This window comes from uncultured Caldilinea sp., from assembly GCF_937128415.1.
Lineage (GTDB): Bacteria > Chloroflexota > Anaerolineae > Caldilineales > Caldilineaceae > Caldilinea.
Genome location: NZ_CAKZMJ010000024.1, coordinates 43,814 through 63,218, shown reverse-complemented (window position 1 = coordinate 63,218; position 19,405 = coordinate 43,814). Strand labels below are relative to the sequence as shown.

Below are 19,405 nucleotides of genomic sequence, written 5' to 3'. Positions count from 1 at the left end.
CGGGAGTGATCCAGTTCAAGAGTTTCATGGCTCTTTTCTCAACGCGCAATCGATGATTCGTAATGATTTTGGAATGGTAAAATCTGATGATTTTGTCATTCTGCGCCCAAGGCCTCGATCCATGCAAATTGGCCTCATCGGCAATTTGTCTGTAAAAACAAGCGCCCTCCTTTCGCAGCATTTTCGGTCGGTCATTTTTTTGCCTTTTGACAGCCTGCCAACGCCGGTTTATACTTTTTCTGGTTGGGAAAATTCACAGAGCGCGTGAATTTTTTCATCGCTTCGACCTTTCCGCATCATTTTGACTTCTTGTGTCTGAATCGCTTGACCGAAACAGAAACGCATGGCGATGGCTGACTCATCCGCATTGCTGCTCAACGTCGAGCGCCTGGGGAAATCGTTTCGCGGGTTGCAAGCCCTGGAAGAGTACAACCTCTCCCTTCGTCAAGGAGAGTTGCTCGGCGTCATCGGCCCCAACGGCGCCGGCAAGACGACGCTCTTCAACCTGCTCACAGGCGTCACGCCGGCGACGACCGGCGTGATTCGCTTTGCCGGCGTCGAGGTCACCAGGCGCCGGCCCGACGAGATCGCCCGTCTGGGCGTGGCTCGCACCTTTCAGAAGGTGCGGCTCTTTCCGGCGTTGACGGCGCTGGAAAATCTGCGCATTCCGCTCCAGATGCACGAAAGCGTGGCGCTCTGGCAGGTGGTCTTGCGCACGCCCCACTTCTTGCGCAGCGAGGCGACGTTGACCCAAAGCGCGCGGGAATTGCTGGCGCTCGTCGATCTGGCGGATGCAGCGCATAAGCCCGCTGCGCAGCTGAGCTACGGCCAGCAACGGCGGCTGGAGCTGGCCTGTGCGCTGGCGTTGCGCCCTCGCCTGTTGTTGCTCGATGAGCCGGCCGCCGGCATGAACCCCACCGAGGCGGACGCGCTGATGCATCTGATCCTGCGCCTGCATCGAGAGTTCAATCTGACGACCATTTTGATCGAACACAACATGCGCCTGATCATGAACATGTGCTCGCGCATCCAGGTGCTCAACTATGGTCGGCTGATCGCCGAAGGCGCGCCCGACGAGATTCGGCGCAATCCGCTGGTGGTGGAAGCCTATTTGGGACAGGTGGAAAACCATGGTGCGCGTTGAAGATCTGACCGTCGCCTACGGCGGCATCGAGGCTGTGCGGGGCGTGTCGCTGGAAGTGGGGGAGGGCGAGTTGGTGACGCTGATCGGCAATAACGGTGCAGGCAAAACCAGCACGCTCATGGCGATCTCCGGCATGGCGCCGATCCGCAGCGGGCGCATCGTCATCGACGGCGAAGAGACGACGAAGCTGCCCCCGCATGCGATCGTGGCGCGGGGCGTCGCCCACTGCCCGGAAGGGCGGCTGGTCTTCGGTCGGCTGACGGTGCAGGAGAATCTGCGCTTGGGGGCGTATCAGCGCAAGGACAGCGCCGGCGTGAAGCAGGACCTTGACCGCGTCTATGCGCTCTTTCCACGGCTGCTTGAGCGGCGCTCGCAGCTGGCCGGCACGCTCAGCGGCGGCGAGCAGCAGATGCTGGCCATCGGCCGCGCGCTGATGAGCCGACCGCGCCTTTTGATGCTCGACGAGCCTTCGTTGGGACTGGCGCCGTTGATCGTGCAGCGCATCTTCAGCGTCATTCAGCAACTGCATGAAGAGGGGGTGACCATCTTACTGGTCGAGCAAAATGCGCACCTGGCGCTGACCGTCGCCGATCGCGCCTATGTGCTCGAAACCGGTGAAGTGCGGCTCGCCGGACCGGCGAAACAATTGATCGACAATCCGGAAGTTAGAAAGGCGTACTTAAGTCAATGACCCTGTTGAAAAACACCTACGCGATTCTAGCGCAATCATCTTCGCGTTTATCTTCACCATGGGCGTTTGGCTCGACTTTAGCTGGCGTGATTCAGCGCTGGCCGCCGTCGCCTTGACGGGGGCGGGGCTGGCGTCGGAGTGGGGTCGACAGACTTTGGGCTGGGAGCTTTGAGAGGAGAGCACAGACGTTGTTCACACCGACTTATGTTGCGCAACAGATTATCAACGGCGTGAACCTGGGCAGCATGTATGCGCTGATCGCCATCGGGCTGACCATGGTGTACGGCCTGTTGCGGCTGATCAATTTTGCGCACGGCGATCTGCTGATGCTGGGCGCCTATCTGGGCCTGCTGTTGGTGAGCGCTGCGTTCACCCCTTTGATCCTGACGCTGTTCATCCCGATGCTCGTGATCGGCTTTGTGGGCATCCTGGTGGAGCGGCTCGCCTATCGGCCGTTGCGGGGAGCGCCGGAGGTCACGATGTTGATCACCTCGCTGGCGGTCAGCAGCATCATCGAGAACTCGATGGTGATGACGGTGACGGCGCAGCCGCGCGCCTTCAACTTGCCGGCGGGGGTCAATCAGCTTCACACAGTGGCGGGGGTCAGCTTCAGCACGCTCGATGCGCTGACCGTTGGGCTGTCGGTGGCGTTAATGGCGGCGTTGACGCTCTACGTGCGCAACACGCGCACAGGCATCGCCATGCGCGCGGCGGCGGAAAACTTGCGCGCGGCCAGGCTGATGGGCATCGACATCAACCGCGTGGTGATGGTCGCCTTCTTTCTTGGCTCCATGTTGGCCGCCGCCGCAGGCTGGCTGTGGGCGGCCAAGTACTCTACTGTAGAGCCGTTCATGGGCTTTTTGCCGGGGCTTAAGGCCTTCGTGGCCGCCGTGATCGGAGGCATCGGCGTCATTCCCGGCGCAGTATTGGGCGGCTATCTGCTGGGCTTCGCCGAAATCTTCTTCGTGGGTTTTCTGCCGCCCGCCTATTCGGGTTACCGCGACGCCTTTGTCTTCGCCCTGCTGCTCCTCATCCTTCTGATTCGCCCCAACGGCATTCTCGGCGCATCCACAGAGGAGCGGGCGTAGCGATATGTCTCGAGCGATGGAAAGCGTGCGCAGGGTGAACATCAACGGGGCGGCGCGCAATCTGCTGGTGGGCGGCGCGTACATTGCGCTGTTGGCGACGCTGTTGTGGCTGGCGCAGAGCACATTGAACAATTATTACCTTCGCATTCTGGCGGTGATCGGGATCAACATCATTCTGACCGTCAGCCTGAACCTGACCAATGGCTTCGCCGGGGACTTCTCGCTCGGCATCGCCGCGTTCATGTCGATCGGCGCCTACACGGCGGCGCTGCTCTCGCTTCCGGTCGCCATGAAAACGGCCTCCTTCCCCGGCCTGCCGACGTGGCTGCAAGCGACCTCGATCCCGTTCCTGCCGGCGACGATCGCCGGCGGCGTGATGGCGGCGATCGCTGCGGTGATCGTTGGACTTCCCGTGTTGCGGCTGCGCGGCCACTATCTGGCCGTCGCCACGCTAGGGCTGATGGTGATCGTGCGCGTGGTCGCCAACAACTGGCAGGACGTGACGCGCGGCGCGCGCGGCATCAACGGCATTCCGCCGCTCAGCAACATTTGGTGGACCTTCGGCTGGGCCGTGTTGACGATCTACGTGGTGTGGATGGTGGTGCACTCCCCCTACGGCCGCGCCATGATCGCCATCCGCGAGGACTGGCTGGCGGCGCAGGCGCGCGGGGTGAATGTGCTGCGCACGCGCTTGCTGGCTTTCGTTTTGAGCGCCTTCTTCGCCGGCGTCGCCGGCTCGCTGTACGCCCATCTGATCACGGCCATCACGCCGTCGTCGTTTTCGTTTGTCATCACCTTCAACATCGTGGTGATGCTGGTGGTGGGCGGCATGGGCAGCATCACCGGCTCGGTGATCGGCGCCGTGCTGTTGACGCTGTTGCCGGAGAGCTTGCGTCAGGTGGAGACGGCGCTGGCCGCCGGCGGGACTCCGCTCTACGGCTTGAGTCAGATCATTATCGCCCTGCTGGCTGCGCTGGTGATGATCTTCCGCAGACAGGGGCTGTTCGGCGGCAGGGAAATCCGGTTGCCGGGGATGGTGGAGCGGTGATCGGAGGATCGGGGATGAGAGATTGGAGGTGGAAAGGCGACCGGCCTGCACCACAAGCTCTGATCGTTTCATCGTTTTATTTTCCGTGTTCTTTTTCTTTCTAAAAGGAGGGACTCTATGCGACGCACATGGACGATGCTCTCATTGTTGTTGGCGCTAAGCCTTGCGCTGGCCGGCTGTCCGGCTCCGGTGGCGCCCGCTGCTGCGCCGGCGGCGACCGAGGCGCCTGCACAGGAGGCGGCGCCCGCCGCAGGCGCGATCAAGATCGGCGCGCTCTACGGCGTGACGGGCGGCATGGCTTCGATCGACGGTCCGGGCCTCAACGGCTTCAAGCTGGCGGCCAAACAGATCAATGAGGCCGGCGGCATCAACGGCCAGATGATCGAGGTGATCGCCATCGATGGCAAGTCCGACCAGACGGCGACGACCAGCGCCGCCACCGAGCTGATCGAGGTGCACAAGGTCGTGGCGATCGGCGGGTTAAACGATTCGACCTTTGCGCTGGCGGCTGGCCCCATCGCGCAGGCGGCGGGCATCCCCTTCGTCACGGCGGGCGCCACGCTGCCGGCGTTGCCCGAACAGATCGGCGACTACTTCTTCATGGCGCCCTTCGGCGACGACGCCCAGGCCTACGCCATCGCCGACTACGCCTTCAACGAGCTGGGCGCGCGCACGGCCTACATGCTCGTCGATCAGGCGTATGACTTCACCACTGCGCTGGCGCGCTTCTTCAAGGAGCGCTGGGAGGCCAACGGCGGAACCATCGTGCTGGAGGACACCTACAACTCCGGCGACACCGACTTCTCGGCCCAGATCGCGCGCGTGAAGGCGCTGGACCCGCAGCCGGACGTGCTCTTCATTTCGGCGATCCCGAACGAGGCGGGCATCACCACCAAGCAATTCCGCGAAGCCGGGCTGACGCAACCCATCATCTCCGGCGACGGCTTCGACACGCCGCTGATCGGCGAGGTGGCGGGCGAGCTGGCCGACGACGTCTACTTCTCGACGCACGCTTCGCTGGACAACGAGGCGGAGATTGTGCAGTCGTTCGTCGCCGCCTATGAGGCGGAGTACGGCCGCCGACCGGAGAACGCCTTCGCTGCGCTGGGCTATGACACCATGAACCTGATCGCCGACGCCATCCGCCGCGCCGGTTCGACGGAGCCCGCCGCCATTCGCGACGCACTGGCGGCCACACAAGGCTTCCAGGGCGTGACGGGCGTCATCAGCTATCCCGAAGGACAGCGCAAGCCGATCAAGTCGGTGACGATCATCCAGGTGCAAGACGGCGTCTATTCCTTCGTCACCGAAATCCAACCGTAAATTAACGACAAGGGGTGCGTGTTGCGTGTTTCGCGTTCTGTAACGAGACACGCAACACGAAACACCCATCACGCCACATGCACCATACAGCCCGCAACATCAGGAAAGGGAATTTGTTATGAACATCGACCAAGTCGTCACCCAGTGCAAGGCGGCGGGTGTGCGCCTGGTCCGCTTTCTCTATTGTGACAACGGCTGCACGATTCGCGGCAAGTTGGTGCCGATCGAGCGGCTGGCCAGCCGCATGGCTTCGGGGCAGGGTCTGACGTTGGCCATGCAGGCGATGAACATGCTCGACCAGCTTCAGCCGGTCGAGGGCATGGGGCCGGTCGGCGAGATTCGCCTGGTGCCCGACCCCGACAGCCTGGTGATTCTGCCCTACGCCCCCCACAGCGCCGCCATGATGTGCGACATGATCAAGCTCGACCGTCAGCCGTGGGAGGCGTGCCCGCGCTCTTTCCTCAAGCGCATGATTGCCCGCCTCGCCGACGCCGGCATGACCATGCAGGCGGCGATGGAAGGCGAGTTCAGCCTCTTCCGCGAAGAAGCGCCGGGGAAGTATGTCCCCATCGACACCGGCCTCTGCTTCAGCACGATCTCGATGACGGCCGCCGCCGACGTGATCGACGCCATCGTCGCCGCGTTCGAGGCGCAGGGCATTCCGGTGGACGCCTACTACCCGGAGCTAGGTCATGGCCAACATGAAATGCCGTTGCATCATGCGCCGGTGTTACGCGCCGCCGACAACCAAATCTGGTTCCGCGAAACCATTCGCAGCGTCGCCGCGCGGTTCGGCGTCATCGCCTCGCTGGCGCCCAAGCCCATGCCCGACCAGGCCGGCAACGGCTGCCACATTCACTGGAGCCTATGGGACCTGGAAGGCAAGCGCAACCTGCTCTATGATCCTTCGGACCCGTATCTGCTCAGCAAAGTTGGCTATCACTTCATCGCCGGCGTGCTGGAGCACCTCCCCGGCCTGCTGGCGCTGACGACGCCAAGCTACAACTCCTTCCGCCGTCTCCAACCCCATTTCTGGAGCAGCGCCTACACCGCCTGGGGGCCGGACAACCGCGAGGCGGCGGTGCGCGTCGTCTCCGGACACTGGGGCAGCGAGGACACCAGCATCAACCTGGAGCTGAAGGCTTCGGACTCCAGCAGCAACCCTTACCTGGCGCTGGGCGGATTGATCGCCGCCGGCTTGGACGGCGTGAAGCGGGAGCTGACGCCGGGTCAGGCGACGCTGATCGATCCGGGCAACTACAGCGAGGAGGAACGCGCTGCGCGCGGCATCCGCCGCTATCCGACAACCCAGGCCGAGGCGCTCGACGCGCTGGAGGCCGACCCGGTGCTGATGGAGGCGTTGGGGCCGGTGCTGGCGAACGCGTACATCACCGTCAAGCGCTCGGAGTACGCCGCCTTCTCCGCCCAGGACGTCGATTTCGAGATCAAGCACCACATCTACAAGTTCTGAAGACGCCGATGGACTCCGCTCCATGTTGAACTTCGACCACATTCCCATTCTCGATCACCATGCGCATCCGTTTCTGCGCCGCACGGCCACAGACGATCCAGCGCGCTTTCAACGCTGGTTCACCGAATCGACCGATCCTGTGACCCATCAGCGCTACGTGCCCAGCCTGCTCGTCTTTCGCACGGCTATCCGATGGTTGGCGGAATTTTTGGGAAGCGAGCCGACTGTAGAGGGGATTCTGGCGGCGCGCGCACGTCTCAGTGAAAAGGAGTACACGGCCCGCCTCTTCGCCGACGTCAACATCGGCATGGTGCTCTGCGACTACGGCTACGGCAGCGCCGAAGCCTATGACCATGCGGGCATGCAGGCGCTGCTGCCCTGCCCCGTCCATCCGATCTTGCGGCTGGAGCGCCTCGCCGAGGAGCTGATCGTGGCCGAGCCAACGTTCGAGCGCATGCTCGAGGCGTTCCGGGAGCGCATCGCTGCGGCGCGCGACCAGGGCGTCGTGGCGTTCAAGAGCATCATCGCCTACCGCACAGGATTGCAAATCGATGCGCCTGACCGGGAGGCGGCGCAGCGGGATTTTGCATACTTAAAGGCAATGGCGGCTCGCGAGGGCCGCGTGCGTCTGGCGCGCAAAGGGTTGTGCGATTACATCGTGCATCTCGCCCTGGTCGAGGCGGAGCGACAGACGCTGCCGATCCAGTTTCACACCGGCTTCGGCGACAGCGACGCTGATCTTCGCTATGCGAACCCGCTGCATCTGCGCAACGTAATCGAGGCATATCCCGCCGTGCAACTGGTCCTGCTGCACGCAGGCTGGCCCTTCTTCCGCGAGTTGACGCACCTCACCGCCATCTATCCTAACGTCTGGATGGACCTCTCGCTCGCCGTGCCCTTCGCCACCGTAGGCATCCCCGCCATGATTCGCGATATTTTGGGCATGGCGCCCTTCCGCAAGGTGCTCTTCGCCACCGACGCCTTCACGATGCCCGAGATTTACTGGATCGCCGCGCGCTGGGGACGTTGGGGACTCGCTCAGGCGTTGACCGAGTTAACGCAACAAGGCTTTTTAAAGGAAGAGGAGGCGATGCAGGCGGCACAGGACATTCTCTGGGACAACGCGCAGCGCTTGTATCAGCTTTCCTGAAACGGGAGGCGTTTTTCGTCACAAAACACAGAGAACACAGAGCACGCCGCCATCGGCCTCTGTGTTCTCTGCGTCTCTGCCGATTGATTGTGGGGGCTAATTCATTGCCGTCGCAACCGTCAGGCTCACGATGACCAACAAGCAGATTCAACTTTGAGGCTCCAACTCTGGAGCTGCCTCGCACGATGCTTCATCCGTCTGGGGAGCGCAGGAGGTCCGCCCCTTGCCTAGCTTCTTGCAAAGCTCGCCCAGAATCCGCTGCTCCTCGGGCGTGAGCACGGACATCTCCTGAGCGATGACCTGAGCATGGCGCGGAAAGATGGAGCGGATCAATTCTCGCCCTTCTTCGGTCAGCTCGACGATGATCACGCGACGGTCCTCCGGGGCCCTGCGTCGGCGCACCAGGCCGCGCTTTTCAAGGTTGTCGATAACCAACGTCGTGTTGCCGCCGCTCTTGAGCAGCTTGCCGCAGATCTCCGTCTGCGACATCGGGCCAAGGTGATAGAGCGCCTCCAGCGTGCCGAATTGGCTGACGCTCAGGGTGGGATGGGTGCCGTGTTGGGCGATACGCGCCATCAGAGAGTTGTTGGCGCGCGTCAGCTTGATGAATGTATCCAGCGCCAGCATTTCTTCGGGCGTTCCTTTATAATGCGTAGGCATAACTCCTCACTCGGCGACCCCCACGCACTGGTGGAGATACTCCAACGAACTCAGCAACCTGTATACAAACTCTCCCACCGCCGCGTAAGACGCCCTGCGCCCCCCTTCCGGTAGAACGTTCGCTTCGGCGCGCAGCGGAACGGACGGCGTTTCGCGCATGGCCGGCGGACAGACCAACGTCCAGGCCAGATGGGAATGCGTCAATAGCTCCAACATCCGGAAATGCTCCCTGGCATAGGGAAGATAGGCGGGATTGAAGTCCGGCGACTCCAGGCGCAGACGCCCTGTCTTGCGATCCTGCAGGATGCCTGCACCGGCCACCGCCACCAGACGCTGCAAGCCCAGGCTCTCCATGGCGGCGATAATGTTGGCCGTCGCCTGCGAAAGCGCTTCCGGCTTAAAAGGGTCGGTGAGCCCCAACGCGCTGGCCACAACATCGCATTCGCGCATGGTGTACTTCACCATTTCCACGTCCAGCGCGTCGCCCACAAAGACTACGACGGCTTCGTCGGGGAGCGTCAACTTCGATGGGCTGCGCACCAGCGCGTGCACCTGATGACTATCGGCAAGGGCTGCCCGCAAAATATGGCGACCGGTGCGACCTGTGGCGCCAAACAATGCGATCTTCACGACAGGCAATTCCACAAAACCTCTTGCACAGTGCAGTAACCTTACCGAAAAGATGCGCCACTGTCAATTCGTTTTTAAGGGTGGAAAAGAATTTTGTTTGCGTCGTCCGCTTTCCTGGCCGGAAAAATCAACCACAACGACGCGAAGTCACAAAGTGGAAAGGATTTTGTTTTTGTCGTCCACGTTCCTGGCTGGATGGCCGATTCGTTGCGGCGTTCACTGCAGCTATAATGAAAATATCCTTTCCTTCCGGTCAAATCATGTCAATGGAGACGCCACATGACCACAAATCAACATGACTCCCATCGACGCACCATCGCCGGCAAACGCCTCCGGCCTGAAAGCCTGATGATGGGCTACGGCTATCGCCCCGAGCTTTCGGTGGGCGCCATCAAGCCGCCGCTCTTTCTCACTTCGACTTTTGTGTTTCAAAGCGCAGAGGAAGGCAAGGCCTTTTTCGAGCTTGCCTATGGGCTGCGCAAAGAACGGCCTGGCGAAGAGATGGGGCTGATCTATAGCCGCCTCAACAATCCTAACCTGGAAATCCTCGAAGACCGACTCACTCTGTGGGACGAAGCCGAGGCTGCGGCGGTCTTCGAGAGCGGGATGGCGGCGATCACCACCACGCTGCTCACCTTCCTGACGCCGGGCGACGTGGTGCTCTTCAGCGAGCCGGTCTACGGAGGCACCGACTATTTGCTCAAGCACATCCTGCCTCGCTTCGGCATTCGCCCGGTCGGCGTGCTGGCGAATGCAGGCATGGAGGGCTTCGAGCAGGCGCTGCTCGACCGCAACCTCCGCGAGCACGTCGGCATGATCTACATCGAGACGCCCGCCAACCCCACCAACGCCCTGGTCGACATCGCCGCCTGCGCCGGGCTGGCGCGTCGGCTCTCGCGTCCCGGGCGCCAGGTGCTGCTCGCCGTGGACAACACCTTCCTCGGCCCGCTCTGGCAACACCCGTTGCAGCATGGCGCCGATCTTGTGCTCTACTCCGCCACCAAGTTCATCGGCGGACACAGCGACCTGATCGCGGGCGTGGCGCTCGGCGCCAGGAGCCTGATCGATCAGGTGAAAACCTTTCGCACCATCTTCGGCACCATGGCCAGCCCCATGACCGGCTGGATGTTGCTGCGCAGTCTGGAGACGCTCAAGCTGCGCATGACCTCGCAGATGAAAAACGCGCGCTACGTCGCCGACTTTCTGGCCGACCATCCCAAGGTGGAGCGCGTCTATTATCTCGGTCATCTCGCGCCGGACACGCCCGAGCACGCGCTCTATCGGCGGCAGTGCCTGGCGCCCGGCAGCATGATCAGCTTTGAAATCGTCGGCGGCGAGGCGGAGGCGTTCCGTTTCCTCAACGCGCTGCAGCTTTTTCACCTGGCCGTCAGCCTGGGCGGCACCGAATCCCTGGCCGAACACCCGGCCTCCATGACGCACTCCGACGTGGACCCGGAGGAGCGCATCGAGATGGGCATCACCGACAAGATGGTGCGCCTCTCCATCGGCGTCGAGCACCCGGAAGATTTGCTCGCAGATTTAGAGCAGGCGCTCGCAGCAGTTTGACCGTCCTCGCCGGCGCCGCTGCATCCTGAACATGATGGGTGGGATGACCTTCGTCTCCCCTGCAAAGCGGTCTCGATTACATGCACGTTTGCCTGTTGCCGGTACAATAAGACAAAATTGAACGCGGCCCAGGCGCGTGACGACGCCTGACCGCCGAGACGAAAATCATCAGGAGGGTTTATGCGTTCTGTTTCGATTATCGGCATCGGCCAGACTCCGGTCGGCGAACTGTGGGAGCGCTCTGCGCGCGAGCTCGCCTATGAGGCGATTTCCAGCGCCATGGCGGATGCGGGCGTCGAGCGCGCCGATGCGCTCTTCGTCGGCAACATGCTCAGCGGGAATCTGCTCGACCAGGAGCACCTCGGCACGCTGGTGGCGGATTTTTGCGGAATGCACGGCATTGAGGCGGCGAAAGTCGAGGCGGCGTGCGCCAGCGGCGCGGCCGCGCTGCGCGTCGGGACGATGGCCGTCGCCAGCGGCTTTCACGACATCGTCATTGTCGCCGGGCTGGAGAAGATGACCGACACGGTGGGCAAAGACACCACCGCCGGCCTGGCGACGGCGGCCGACGCCGAATATGAGGCGCTGCACGGCGTCAGCTTCGTGGGCCTGAACGCCCTGATCATGCAACGATACATGTATGAATACGACGTTCCGCTCGACGCCTTCGCCGGCTTCAGCATCAACGCGCATCGCAACGGCGCCAACAACCCGAACGCCATGTTTCAAGAGCCGATCACGCTCGAAGACTATCTGCGCGCGCCGGTGATCGCCACGCCCATCAACATCATGGACAGCAGCCCGGTCTGCGACGGCGCCGCCGCGGTGGTGTTGGCGCCGACCGAGTGGGCGCATCGCTTCACGACCGGCCATCATCGCGGCGCGGTGCAGATTCTGGCGAGCGCCAGCGCCAACGATACGCTGGCCGTGCACGACCGCCGCGACCCGCTCTTCCTGGAAGCGGCGCACATCAGCAGCCAGAAAGCCTTTCGACAGGCGGGCGTCTCGCCCGAGGATCTCGACCTCTTCGAGCTGCACGACGCCTTCACCATCATGACGGCGCTGAGCCTGGAGGCGAACGGCTTTGCGCGCCGCGGGGAGGGCTGGCGCATGGCGCATGAAGGGGAGATCGGCATCCACGGCCGCATCCCGATCAGCACGATGGGCGGCCTGAAGAGCCGCGGCCATCCCGTCGGCGCCACCGGCGTCTATCAGATCGTCGAGTGTGTGTTGCAGTTGACCGGCGCAGCCGGCGCCAACCAGGTGCCCAACGCGCGCCTGGCGATGGCGCAGAATATCGGCGGCAGCGGCGCCACCATCATCACCCATATTCTCGGCGCATGAAAAGGCAACCCTCGCCGACGCTCCTTATGGCGCTCGACGCGATGCTGCGCAGCCTCGGTTTCGCTGCACTGTGGTGGGTGCTGAACCGTGGCGACGCTGAGTCCTGGACGCTAGGCATTCCGATCATTGCGCTCGCCACAGCCTTCAGCTTCGCCATGCTCTCTCCGCGTCGATGGCGGATTCATCCCATCGGCGCCGTGCGCTTCGCCCTTTATTTCTTCTGGAAGTCGCTGTTCAGCAGCATCGACGTCGCCAGCCGGGTCATGCGCCCTCAAATGCCGCTGAAGCCAGGGATGGTGCGCTATCCTTTGCGCCTGCCTCCTTGTTCGGCGCGCGTCGTCATGTCGAACGCGGCGAGCCTGCTGCCCGGCACCCTGGGCGTCGATCTGCAAGGCGACGTATTGGTCGTGAACGCGCTGGACGTGGACGCCCACGTGATGGAAGAACTGAGGACTCTGGAGGAGCGCATCGGCGACATGTACGGCTTCAATCTGGCGCTCTCCTCACAACAGCAAAACAGCGCAATTTGAACTGGGTGCAGGTTCCCATGGCGATGGATTCCGTCTATCATGCAGCCGCCCTCTTTCTCTTGCTGACAATCGGCGCAGGGTTGATCCGCATCTGGCGCGGGCCGACCAGCGCCGACCGCCTGCTGGCCATTCAGTTGTTCGGCACGACCGGAACTGCGATCCTGATCCTTTTGTCGGTGGCGGTCGGCAACGTAGCGTTTCAGAACGTCGCATTGATCTTTGCGTTGCTGGCGGGCGTCCTGGGCGTCGTTTTCACCCAATACGGGGCGCACTACGGTCGGCCCCCGCATGGAACGACGACGGAGGAAAAAGAGCGTCATGAGCTGGAATGACCTGATCTCCTTAACCTGTCTGGCGCTTGGAGGGTTTTTCTTTTTAGCCGGCACCGTCGGCCTGTTGCGCCTGCCCGATGTGTTCACGCGGCTTCATGCGCTGACCAAGGCCGACAACCTCGGCCTGGGGCTGATCGTGCTCAGCGCCCTCTTTCAAATCGAGGACTGGCTGGTGCGGCTCAAGCTGGTGTTCATCTGGGCGCTTGTGCTCTTCGCCAGCGCCACCGTCGCGCATCTGATTGCGCGCAGAGCGCTCCAGCAGATGGAAGAGGAACGGGCTCCGGTCGTTGAAAAGCGGGCGAAGCCTGGCGTCGCCGAAAAACGCATCGCCGACTCCAGGCTGTGAAAACACCGGAAACGAGGGAAGAGGAGTCGCCATGATGGTGGTTGAGTGGTTCGACGCGACGCTGGTGATCATTTTGCTGGCCTGCGCCTGGCTGGCTCTGACGACGCCGAACTTGCTACGCGCAGTGATGCTGTTCATTGCGTTCGGATTGCTGGTGGCGCTGGCGTGGGTGCGGCTGCAGGCGCCCGATGTGGCGCTGGCGGAGGCCGCGGTCGGCTCGGGGCTGACCGGCGCGCTGCTGCTCTCGACGTTGAGCGCCATGCAACGCGCTGCGCAAAAGCGACGATTGCAAGTGGAGGCTGCGCCGAAATCCACGAAGGAGGGAAGCAATGCAAACTAGAGACATCGATCGCGCGCTGCAAGCCGACGACGACACCCGGCTGACGCGGCCGCGCCTCTTCGTCCTGGCGTTGACGACGGCGCTGGTCGCCGCCCTGGCGACGGCTGCGCTCACCTTTCCCGCCAACGTCGGCAGGTTGGCTCCGCTGGCGATCGACTCCCTGCCTCGCAGCGGGGTTTTGAACCCGGTGACGGCGGTGTTGCTCAACTATCGCGGCTATGACACCTTGCTTGAAGTAGCCGTGCTGTTGCTGGCGATCGTCGGCGTCTGGGCGATTGCGCCGAGGGCGCGCATCTGGTTCAAGACGCCCGACACGCCGGTGCTGGCGACCTTTGTGCGGCTGCTCTTGCCGCTGATGATCGTGGTTGCAGGCTACATGTTATGGCTCGGCGCCGATGAGCCGGGCGGCGCCTTTCAGGGCGGCGCGGTGTTGGGCGGCGTCGGCGTCTTGTGGGTGGCGGCCGCCGTTTGGCTGCCGCACGCAGGCCGGCCCTTCTGGCTACGCCTGCTGCTGGGAGCAGGCGTGGCGGCCTTTGTCATCGCTGCGGTTGGGCTGCTGCTTTTGACGGGCGGCTTGTTGCAATATCCTCCAGAGCAGGCCAAAACGGTGATTCTCGTGATTGAGGGGGCGGCCATGTTCTCGATTGGCGTCACGTTGGCCGTGCTTTTCATCGGCGGCTACCCGCGCAGAGAGGAAGAGAAATGATCGACGCCGCAACGCTCTACACACTGGCCGGCGTCCTGCTCTTCGGCATGGGGCTGTATGCGCTGCTCGCCTATCCACATCTGCTGCGCAAAATCCTGGCGATGAATGTCATGGGCACCGGCGTTTTCATGGTCTTCATTTCCATCGCCTATCAAGGGCCGACGCAGCGCGCCGACCCTGTGCCGCACGCCCTGGTCATTACAGGCATTGTAGTGGCCGTCTGCGCAACGGGGCTAGCGTTGACGCTTGCGACTCGCATTCAGGCGCTCACCGGCTCCGCGCGCCTGGAAACGGACGAGGAGACGTAACATGATCTTCGAGGCGGCCTTCTGGCTTCCGGTCGCGATCATGGCGCCTCTGCTGGCTGCATTGTGCGCTTTTTTGGCGCCGCAACGCATGTCGCCCCTTGTGACGATGATCGGCGCCGCGATCACGTTTGTCGCCGTCGGCTTTCTGAGCGCATTGCTGGTGCGCGACGGCCCGACGCGACACCCGGTGGGAGGATGGGGCGCCCCGCTCGGCATCGATCTGGCGGCGGACGGCCTTTCTGCGCTGATGCTGATGTTGACGGCTGTGGTCGGCGCAGCCGTTGCGCTCTACGCCTACGGCTATTTCAACTTCCCAGGCCACAACGAGGAGACAAAGCAGCGCTACGCCTCCTTCTGGCCGCTCTGGCTCTTTCTCTGGTCGGCGCTCAACGCGCTCTTCCTCTCCAGAGACGTTTTCAACCTTTACGTGACGTTGGAGCTGGTGAGCTTTGCGGCCGTGGCGTTGACGGCGCTGGCGGGCAAGCCCGACGTGCTCCGGGCGGCCATGCGCTACCTGCTGGTGAGCCTGGCCGGCTCTCTCTTTTATCTGATGGGCGTGGCCTTCCTCTATGGGGAATTCGGCGTGCTCGACATCGACCAACTGAAGAAAGGGGTGACGACTGCGCCCTCGCTGGCCGCCGCCGCTGGGCTGATGACCGTCGGGCTGATGATGAAAACGGCGCTCTTTCCGCTCCACTTCTGGTTGCCGCCTGCGCACGCCAATGCCATCGCCCCGGTCAGCGCGCTGCTTTCGGGGCTGGTGGTGAAGGGGTCGTTCTACATTTTGCTGCGCGCCTGGCTGGAGATTTTTTATCCGCTCAGCCATACAGGAGCGCCCTACCTGTTGATGGGGTTGGGTGGGGTGGCCATCCTCTGGGGGTCGCTGCAGGCGATCCGGCAGACGCGCCTCAAACTGCTGATCGCCTATTCCACGGTTGCGCAAATCGGCTATCTCTTCCTGCTCATGCCGCTGCTCTTCGTGAAAGAGCAGAGTGCGCTGGCGCTGACCGGGATCGTCTGTTTCATTCTCGCGCACGCCAGCGCCAAAGCCGCCGCCTTTCTCAGCGCCGGCGCCATTCAGCTGGTCACGGGCGACGATCGCATTGCGTCGCTGCGCGGCTTGATGGAAATGCAGCCGCTGGCGGTGGTCGCCTTTGGGGCGGCAGGGGTGAGCCTGGCGGCGTTGCCTCCTAGCGGCGGCTTCATCGCCAAATGGTTCATGCTCGACGCATCTCTGGCGCACGGGGACTGGCTCATCGCAGCCATCATTGTGGCGGGCGGCCTGCTTGCTGCAATTTACGTCATGCGCGTGGTGGCCCCGCTCTTCCGCCAACCGGACGATGCGGTGCTGCACCGCCTGACGCTGGCGCCCAAAACGATGACGCTTTCCGCCTTCAGCCTGGCCGTGCTGGCGCTCCTGCTCAGTTTTGCAGGCATCGCCGTCATGGAGATGCTTTCCATCGGTGCAATCGGGATGTTAGGGATCGAATGATGGGTTGGGAAAGTTCTCTGCCGCTGCTCCTGTTTCTCTCTTCGTTTGCCCCGGGGCTGGTGATCTTCTTTCTGGAGGAAGAGGCGCATACGACGCGCACCGTGCTCAATCTCTTCGGCGCCTTGCTCAAACTGGCGTTGCTCGCCATCATGGTGCCCGGCCTGCTGGAAGGAAGGGTCTACGAGACGCGGCTGCCCTTGTTGCCGGAGATCGATCTGGTGTTGCGCGCAGATTCGCTCTCCGTCCTCTTCATTGTGCTGTCCGCCAGCCTGTGGCTTGTGACGACCATCTACGCCATCGGCTATCTGGAGTATTCGCCGAACCGCAGCCGCTTCTTCGGCTTCTTCTCTTTATGCGTCAGCTCGACCATGGGCATTGCCCTGGCGGGCAATCCGTTGACCTTTCTCATTTTCTACGAGATGCTGACGATCTGCACCTATCCTCTGGTGGTGCATCGCGGCACGCCCCAGGCGATGCACGGCGGACGCGTTTATCTGGCCTACACGTTGAGCGGCGGCGTCGTGCTGTTGATCGGCGTGATCGGCCTCCACGTCCTGGCCGGGCCGGTGGAATTCGTGGACGGCGGCGCGCTGGATGCAGTGGGAGCGCGGTCGCCCGAGGCGCTGCGCTGGCTCTTCCCTTTCTTCATGGTGGGGTTCGGCGTCAAGGCGGCGTTGGTTCCGCTGCATGGCTGGCTGCCGCGGGCGATGGTGGCGCCGGCGCCTGTGAGCGCGTTGCTGCACGCCGTGGCCGTGGTCAAAGCAGGGGCGTTCGGCATCGTGCGCGTTGTTTACGACCTCTATGGCGTCAATCTGGCGCATGAACTCGGCCTCATCGATCCGCTGCTGATCGCCGCTGCGATCACCATCATCGTCGGTTCGCTTTTTGCACTCAATCAGGATGACCTTAAAAAACGGCTGGCCTATTCGACGGTGAGCCAGGTCTCCTACATCATCCTGGGCGCGGCGACCTTCGGCCTGTTTGGCGCCATCGGCGGCCTGCTGCACCTCGTGCATCAGGGCGTCATGAAGATCACGCTGTTCTTCTGCGCCGGCAATTTCGCCGAGACGCTGGGCATCCACAAAGTGAGCGAGATGGACGGCGTCGGTCGACGCATGCCGCTGACCATGGCCGCTTTCACGGTCGCAGCGCTGGGGATGATCGGCGTCCCGCCGACGGCGGGCTTCATCAGCAAGTGGTTCCTGGGAGCTGGCTCCCTGCAGGCGGAGAACGGCTGGGCGCTGGGCGTTCTTTTGACGAGCAGCCTGCTCAACGCCGCCTACTTTTTGCCCATCCTCTACCGCGGCTGGTTCAAGCCTCAACAGGGCGCATGGCCTGAAGAGCATCTTTATGGTCGGATGGAGACGCACTGGATGCTGTTGTTCCCCCCGGCGATCACCGGCGCGTTCGTGCTGTTGCTGGGCGTGCTTGCCAACATGCCCTTTGGGCTGCTGCGCTGGGTTGAGTTCCTGATCCTGTTGGAGTACCGGCTATGACGGCGTTGGCGGCGCTCTTGATTCTAACCTGGCTCTATCCCCTGGCCCTGGCCGTGGCGTATATGGTGCGTCCGCGCACATCTCCCTGGCTGGTCGCGAGTGCAGCAGGGCCGGCGCTTGTCGCAGCGCTGGCTACGCCCAAGGGGACGGCGCTGGAGCTGCCCTGGGTGTTGTTGGGCGCCCGCTACGGCATGGACGAGGTCGCCCAGACCTTTCTCTTCTTCACAGCCTTGCTCTGGCTGCTGGCGGCGCTCTTCGGCGTCGGCTATCTGGCCAAAGACAACAAACGTTGGCGCTATTCCATCTACTTCTTGCTGGCGATGACGGGCAACCTTGGGTTGATCGTCGCCCAGGACATGGGGTCGTTCTACACCTGGTATGCGTTGATGAGCTTCGCCTCCTACGGGCTGGTCGTGCACAATGGCGACGAGGAGGCGCGCACGGCGGCGCGCGTCTACATCATCCTGGTGATGATCGGGGAAGTGCTGCTCTTCGCCGGCCTGGCGATGCTGTTCATCGCCTCCAACTCCTTGGCGCTCGATCCCGCCGCCGATCCCCTGGCCGCCGCGTTGATCTTCGCCAGCTTCGGCGTCAAGGCGGGCGTCGTCCTGTTGCACGTATGGCTGCCGCTCGCCCATCCGGCGGCGCCCATCCCGGCCAGCGCCGTCCTGAGCGGCGCCATGATCAAGGCGGGCGTGCTCGGCTGGCTGCGCTTTTTGAATCCGGTCGGCGCGTTGGGGGAATGGGGCGGCTTTCTGATCGGCGTCGGGCTGGTCACGGCGTTTTACGGCGCGCTGATCGGCGTCACCCAACGCAACGCAAAGACGGTGCTCGCCTACTCCAGCATCAGCCAGATCGGCCTGATCACGGTCGCCTGCGGCGCATGGCTGCTCACCGGCAGGACGGATCAGGCGGCGCTGACCGCCGTGCTGCTGTACGTGATGCATCATGGGTTGGCCAAGGGCGCGCTCTTTCTCGGCGTGGGCTTCGCCGGCGTAAACCGGGCGGCAGTGGCTGCATTGCTGCTGCCGGCGCTGGCGCTGGCCGGCTTTCCGTTGACGAGCGGCGCGGTGGCGAAAGCGGCGCTGAAAGCCGCGACGGCCACCCTGCCGGACGGCTGGCCTGCGCTGCTGAACGGGCTGTTGCCGTTGGCCGCAGTCGGCACGACGCTGTTGATGGCGCGCTTTTTGTGGCTGATGGCGACCACTGCGCCGCAGGCCAAGAGGCCGCCCAAAGTTATGTGGGGGGCCTGGCTGGCCTTGCTCGTCGGCGTGGCGAGCGTCCTCTTCGTCTGGCCCTCGGCGGGTTCGGCGGTGCGCGACGCCTTTAAACCTGACAGCCTGTGGGTGGCGACCTGGCCGGTGCTCGTCGGCGCACTGGCGGCGGCGGTAGCGCCTTGGGTCGCGCGTTCCATCCCCTGGTCTCCCCTGCCGGCAGGCGATGCGCTCGTCCTCTACGCCGCCGCGGCGGTGCGCCTGAGCCAAGCGCTGCGCGTCGCCCAAAACTCGATTGAAGGCAGCGAGCGACGCCTCGTCGCAGCTTTCTCTATGTGGCGACGGCAGGTCGCCGCCGCCGATCTTGCCGCGAGCTGGGAGCTGCGCCTGCGTTCAAACTGGCTGTTGGTCGGCGGGGCCCTGCTGGGGCTGACGCTGGCGTTGTTGTGGATGGTCGGCGCAGCGATCGGATGAACGCCACAGCGTGAATCACCGGCTCCTCCTTCACCAAGGCGCACCAAAGCTT

General features: G+C 63.2%; 21 protein-coding genes. 19 read left to right on the top strand and 2 right to left on the bottom strand.

Annotated features, from left to right (window positions below; translation table 11 throughout):
* The 8 genes from Q0367_RS03115 to Q0367_RS03080 form a co-directional block, all read left to right on the top strand.
* Window positions 1-268 (top strand): hypothetical protein (locus Q0367_RS03115; protein ID WP_298980909.1); only part of this gene is annotated, 268 nt, incomplete at its 5' end.
* An 81-nt stretch (window positions 269-349) separates the two neighbouring features.
* Entirely contained in the window at window positions 350-1,144 is a 795-nt protein-coding gene (locus tag Q0367_RS03110) for an ABC transporter ATP-binding protein (RefSeq protein WP_298980907.1), read from the top strand.
* Window positions 1,131-1,835, top strand: coding sequence for an ABC transporter ATP-binding protein (locus tag Q0367_RS03105; RefSeq protein ID WP_297634824.1), 705 nt, complete (start codon window positions 1,131-1,133; stop codon window positions 1,833-1,835). The genes Q0367_RS03110 and Q0367_RS03105 overlap by 14 nt, the downstream gene beginning before the upstream one ends.
* 188 nt (window positions 1,836-2,023) lie before the next feature.
* Window positions 2,024-2,923: a branched-chain amino acid ABC transporter permease gene (locus Q0367_RS03100; RefSeq protein WP_297634830.1), complete on the top strand. Its 900-nt coding sequence runs from the start codon at window positions 2,024-2,026 to the stop codon at window positions 2,921-2,923.
* Between the two features lie 4 nt (window positions 2,924-2,927).
* The gene (locus Q0367_RS03095) at window positions 2,928-3,971 is read left to right on the top strand and encodes a branched-chain amino acid ABC transporter permease (protein ID WP_298980905.1); all 1,044 of its coding nucleotides are present in this window, start codon (window positions 2,928-2,930) and stop codon (window positions 3,969-3,971) included.
* Between the two features lie 117 nt (window positions 3,972-4,088).
* Window positions 4,089-5,294, top strand: a complete 1,206-nt coding sequence (locus tag Q0367_RS03090; protein ID WP_298980903.1) for an ABC transporter substrate-binding protein — start codon at window positions 4,089-4,091, stop codon at window positions 5,292-5,294.
* Window positions 5,295-5,412: 118 nt separating this feature from the next.
* Window positions 5,413-6,765: a glutamine synthetase family protein gene (locus Q0367_RS03085; RefSeq protein WP_297634839.1), complete on the top strand. Its 1,353-nt coding sequence runs from the start codon at window positions 5,413-5,415 to the stop codon at window positions 6,763-6,765.
* A 22-nt stretch (window positions 6,766-6,787) separates the two neighbouring features.
* Window positions 6,788-7,915: an amidohydrolase family protein gene (locus tag Q0367_RS03080; protein ID WP_297634842.1), complete on the top strand. Its 1,128-nt coding sequence runs from the start codon at window positions 6,788-6,790 to the stop codon at window positions 7,913-7,915.
* A 147-nt stretch (window positions 7,916-8,062) separates the two neighbouring features.
* Here the strand turns inward: Q0367_RS03080 and Q0367_RS03075 are convergent, their stop codons facing one another.
* A complete protein-coding gene (locus tag Q0367_RS03075) occupies window positions 8,063-8,575 on the bottom strand; it encodes a MarR family winged helix-turn-helix transcriptional regulator (RefSeq protein WP_297634845.1) in 513 nt (170 codons plus the stop codon).
* Window positions 8,576-8,581: 6 nt separating this feature from the next.
* A complete protein-coding gene (locus Q0367_RS03070; protein ID WP_298980900.1) occupies window positions 8,582-9,205 on the bottom strand; it encodes an NAD(P)-dependent oxidoreductase in 624 nt (207 codons plus the stop codon).
* A 279-nt stretch (window positions 9,206-9,484) separates the two neighbouring features.
* Between Q0367_RS03070 and Q0367_RS03065 the strand changes: the two genes are divergently transcribed.
* The 11 genes from Q0367_RS03065 (at window position 9,485) to Q0367_RS03015 (ending at window position 19,353) form a co-directional block, all read left to right on the top strand.
* On the top strand, window positions 9,485-10,771 hold the full coding sequence (locus tag Q0367_RS03065; protein WP_297634851.1) for a cystathionine gamma-synthase family protein: 1,287 nt from the start codon (window positions 9,485-9,487) through the stop codon (window positions 10,769-10,771).
* A gap of 180 nt (window positions 10,772-10,951) precedes the next feature.
* Window positions 10,952-12,115, top strand: coding sequence for a thiolase domain-containing protein (locus Q0367_RS03060; RefSeq protein ID WP_298980898.1), 1,164 nt, complete (start codon window positions 10,952-10,954; stop codon window positions 12,113-12,115).
* Window positions 12,112-12,645 (top strand): Na+/H+ antiporter subunit E, encoded by a 534-nt coding sequence (locus Q0367_RS03055; RefSeq protein WP_297634858.1) that lies wholly within the window; start codon window positions 12,112-12,114, stop codon window positions 12,643-12,645. The genes Q0367_RS03060 and Q0367_RS03055 overlap by 4 nt, the downstream gene beginning before the upstream one ends.
* Before the next feature lie 23 nt (window positions 12,646-12,668).
* Entirely contained in the window at window positions 12,669-12,977 is a 309-nt protein-coding gene (locus Q0367_RS03050) for a monovalent cation/H+ antiporter complex subunit F (protein ID WP_363325827.1), read from the top strand.
* Window positions 12,964-13,323, top strand: a complete 360-nt coding sequence (mnhG, locus tag Q0367_RS03045) for a monovalent cation/H(+) antiporter subunit G (protein ID WP_297634864.1) — start codon at window positions 12,964-12,966, stop codon at window positions 13,321-13,323. Before Q0367_RS03050 ends, mnhG begins: the two co-directional genes overlap by 14 nt.
* A 31-nt stretch (window positions 13,324-13,354) precedes the next feature.
* Window positions 13,355-13,663 (top strand): hydrogenase subunit MbhD domain-containing protein, encoded by a 309-nt coding sequence (locus tag Q0367_RS03040; RefSeq protein WP_297634867.1) that lies wholly within the window; start codon window positions 13,355-13,357, stop codon window positions 13,661-13,663.
* The gene (locus Q0367_RS03035; RefSeq protein WP_298980896.1) at window positions 13,653-14,369 is read left to right on the top strand and encodes a Na(+)/H(+) antiporter subunit B; all 717 of its coding nucleotides are present in this window, start codon (window positions 13,653-13,655) and stop codon (window positions 14,367-14,369) included. The genes Q0367_RS03040 and Q0367_RS03035 overlap by 11 nt, the downstream gene beginning before the upstream one ends.
* Window positions 14,366-14,677 carry a cation:proton antiporter subunit C gene (locus Q0367_RS03030; RefSeq protein WP_297634873.1) on the top strand — a complete coding sequence of 104 codons (312 nt, stop codon included), beginning with the start codon at window positions 14,366-14,368 and terminating at the stop codon, window positions 14,675-14,677. The genes Q0367_RS03035 and Q0367_RS03030 overlap by 4 nt, the downstream gene beginning before the upstream one ends.
* Window position 14,678: 1 nt before the next feature.
* Window positions 14,679-16,169: a complex I subunit 5 family protein gene (locus Q0367_RS03025; protein ID WP_298980892.1), complete on the top strand. Its 1,491-nt coding sequence runs from the start codon at window positions 14,679-14,681 to the stop codon at window positions 16,167-16,169.
* Window positions 16,169-17,665 carry a proton-conducting transporter membrane subunit gene (locus Q0367_RS03020; RefSeq protein ID WP_298980890.1) on the top strand — a complete coding sequence of 499 codons (1,497 nt, stop codon included), beginning with the start codon at window positions 16,169-16,171 and terminating at the stop codon, window positions 17,663-17,665. The genes Q0367_RS03025 and Q0367_RS03020 overlap by 1 nt, the downstream gene beginning before the upstream one ends.
* Window positions 17,662-19,353, top strand: coding sequence for a complex I subunit 5 family protein (locus Q0367_RS03015; RefSeq protein WP_298980888.1), 1,692 nt, complete (start codon window positions 17,662-17,664; stop codon window positions 19,351-19,353). Before Q0367_RS03020 ends, Q0367_RS03015 begins: the two co-directional genes overlap by 4 nt.
* Window positions 19,354-19,405 lie beyond the last annotated feature (52 nt).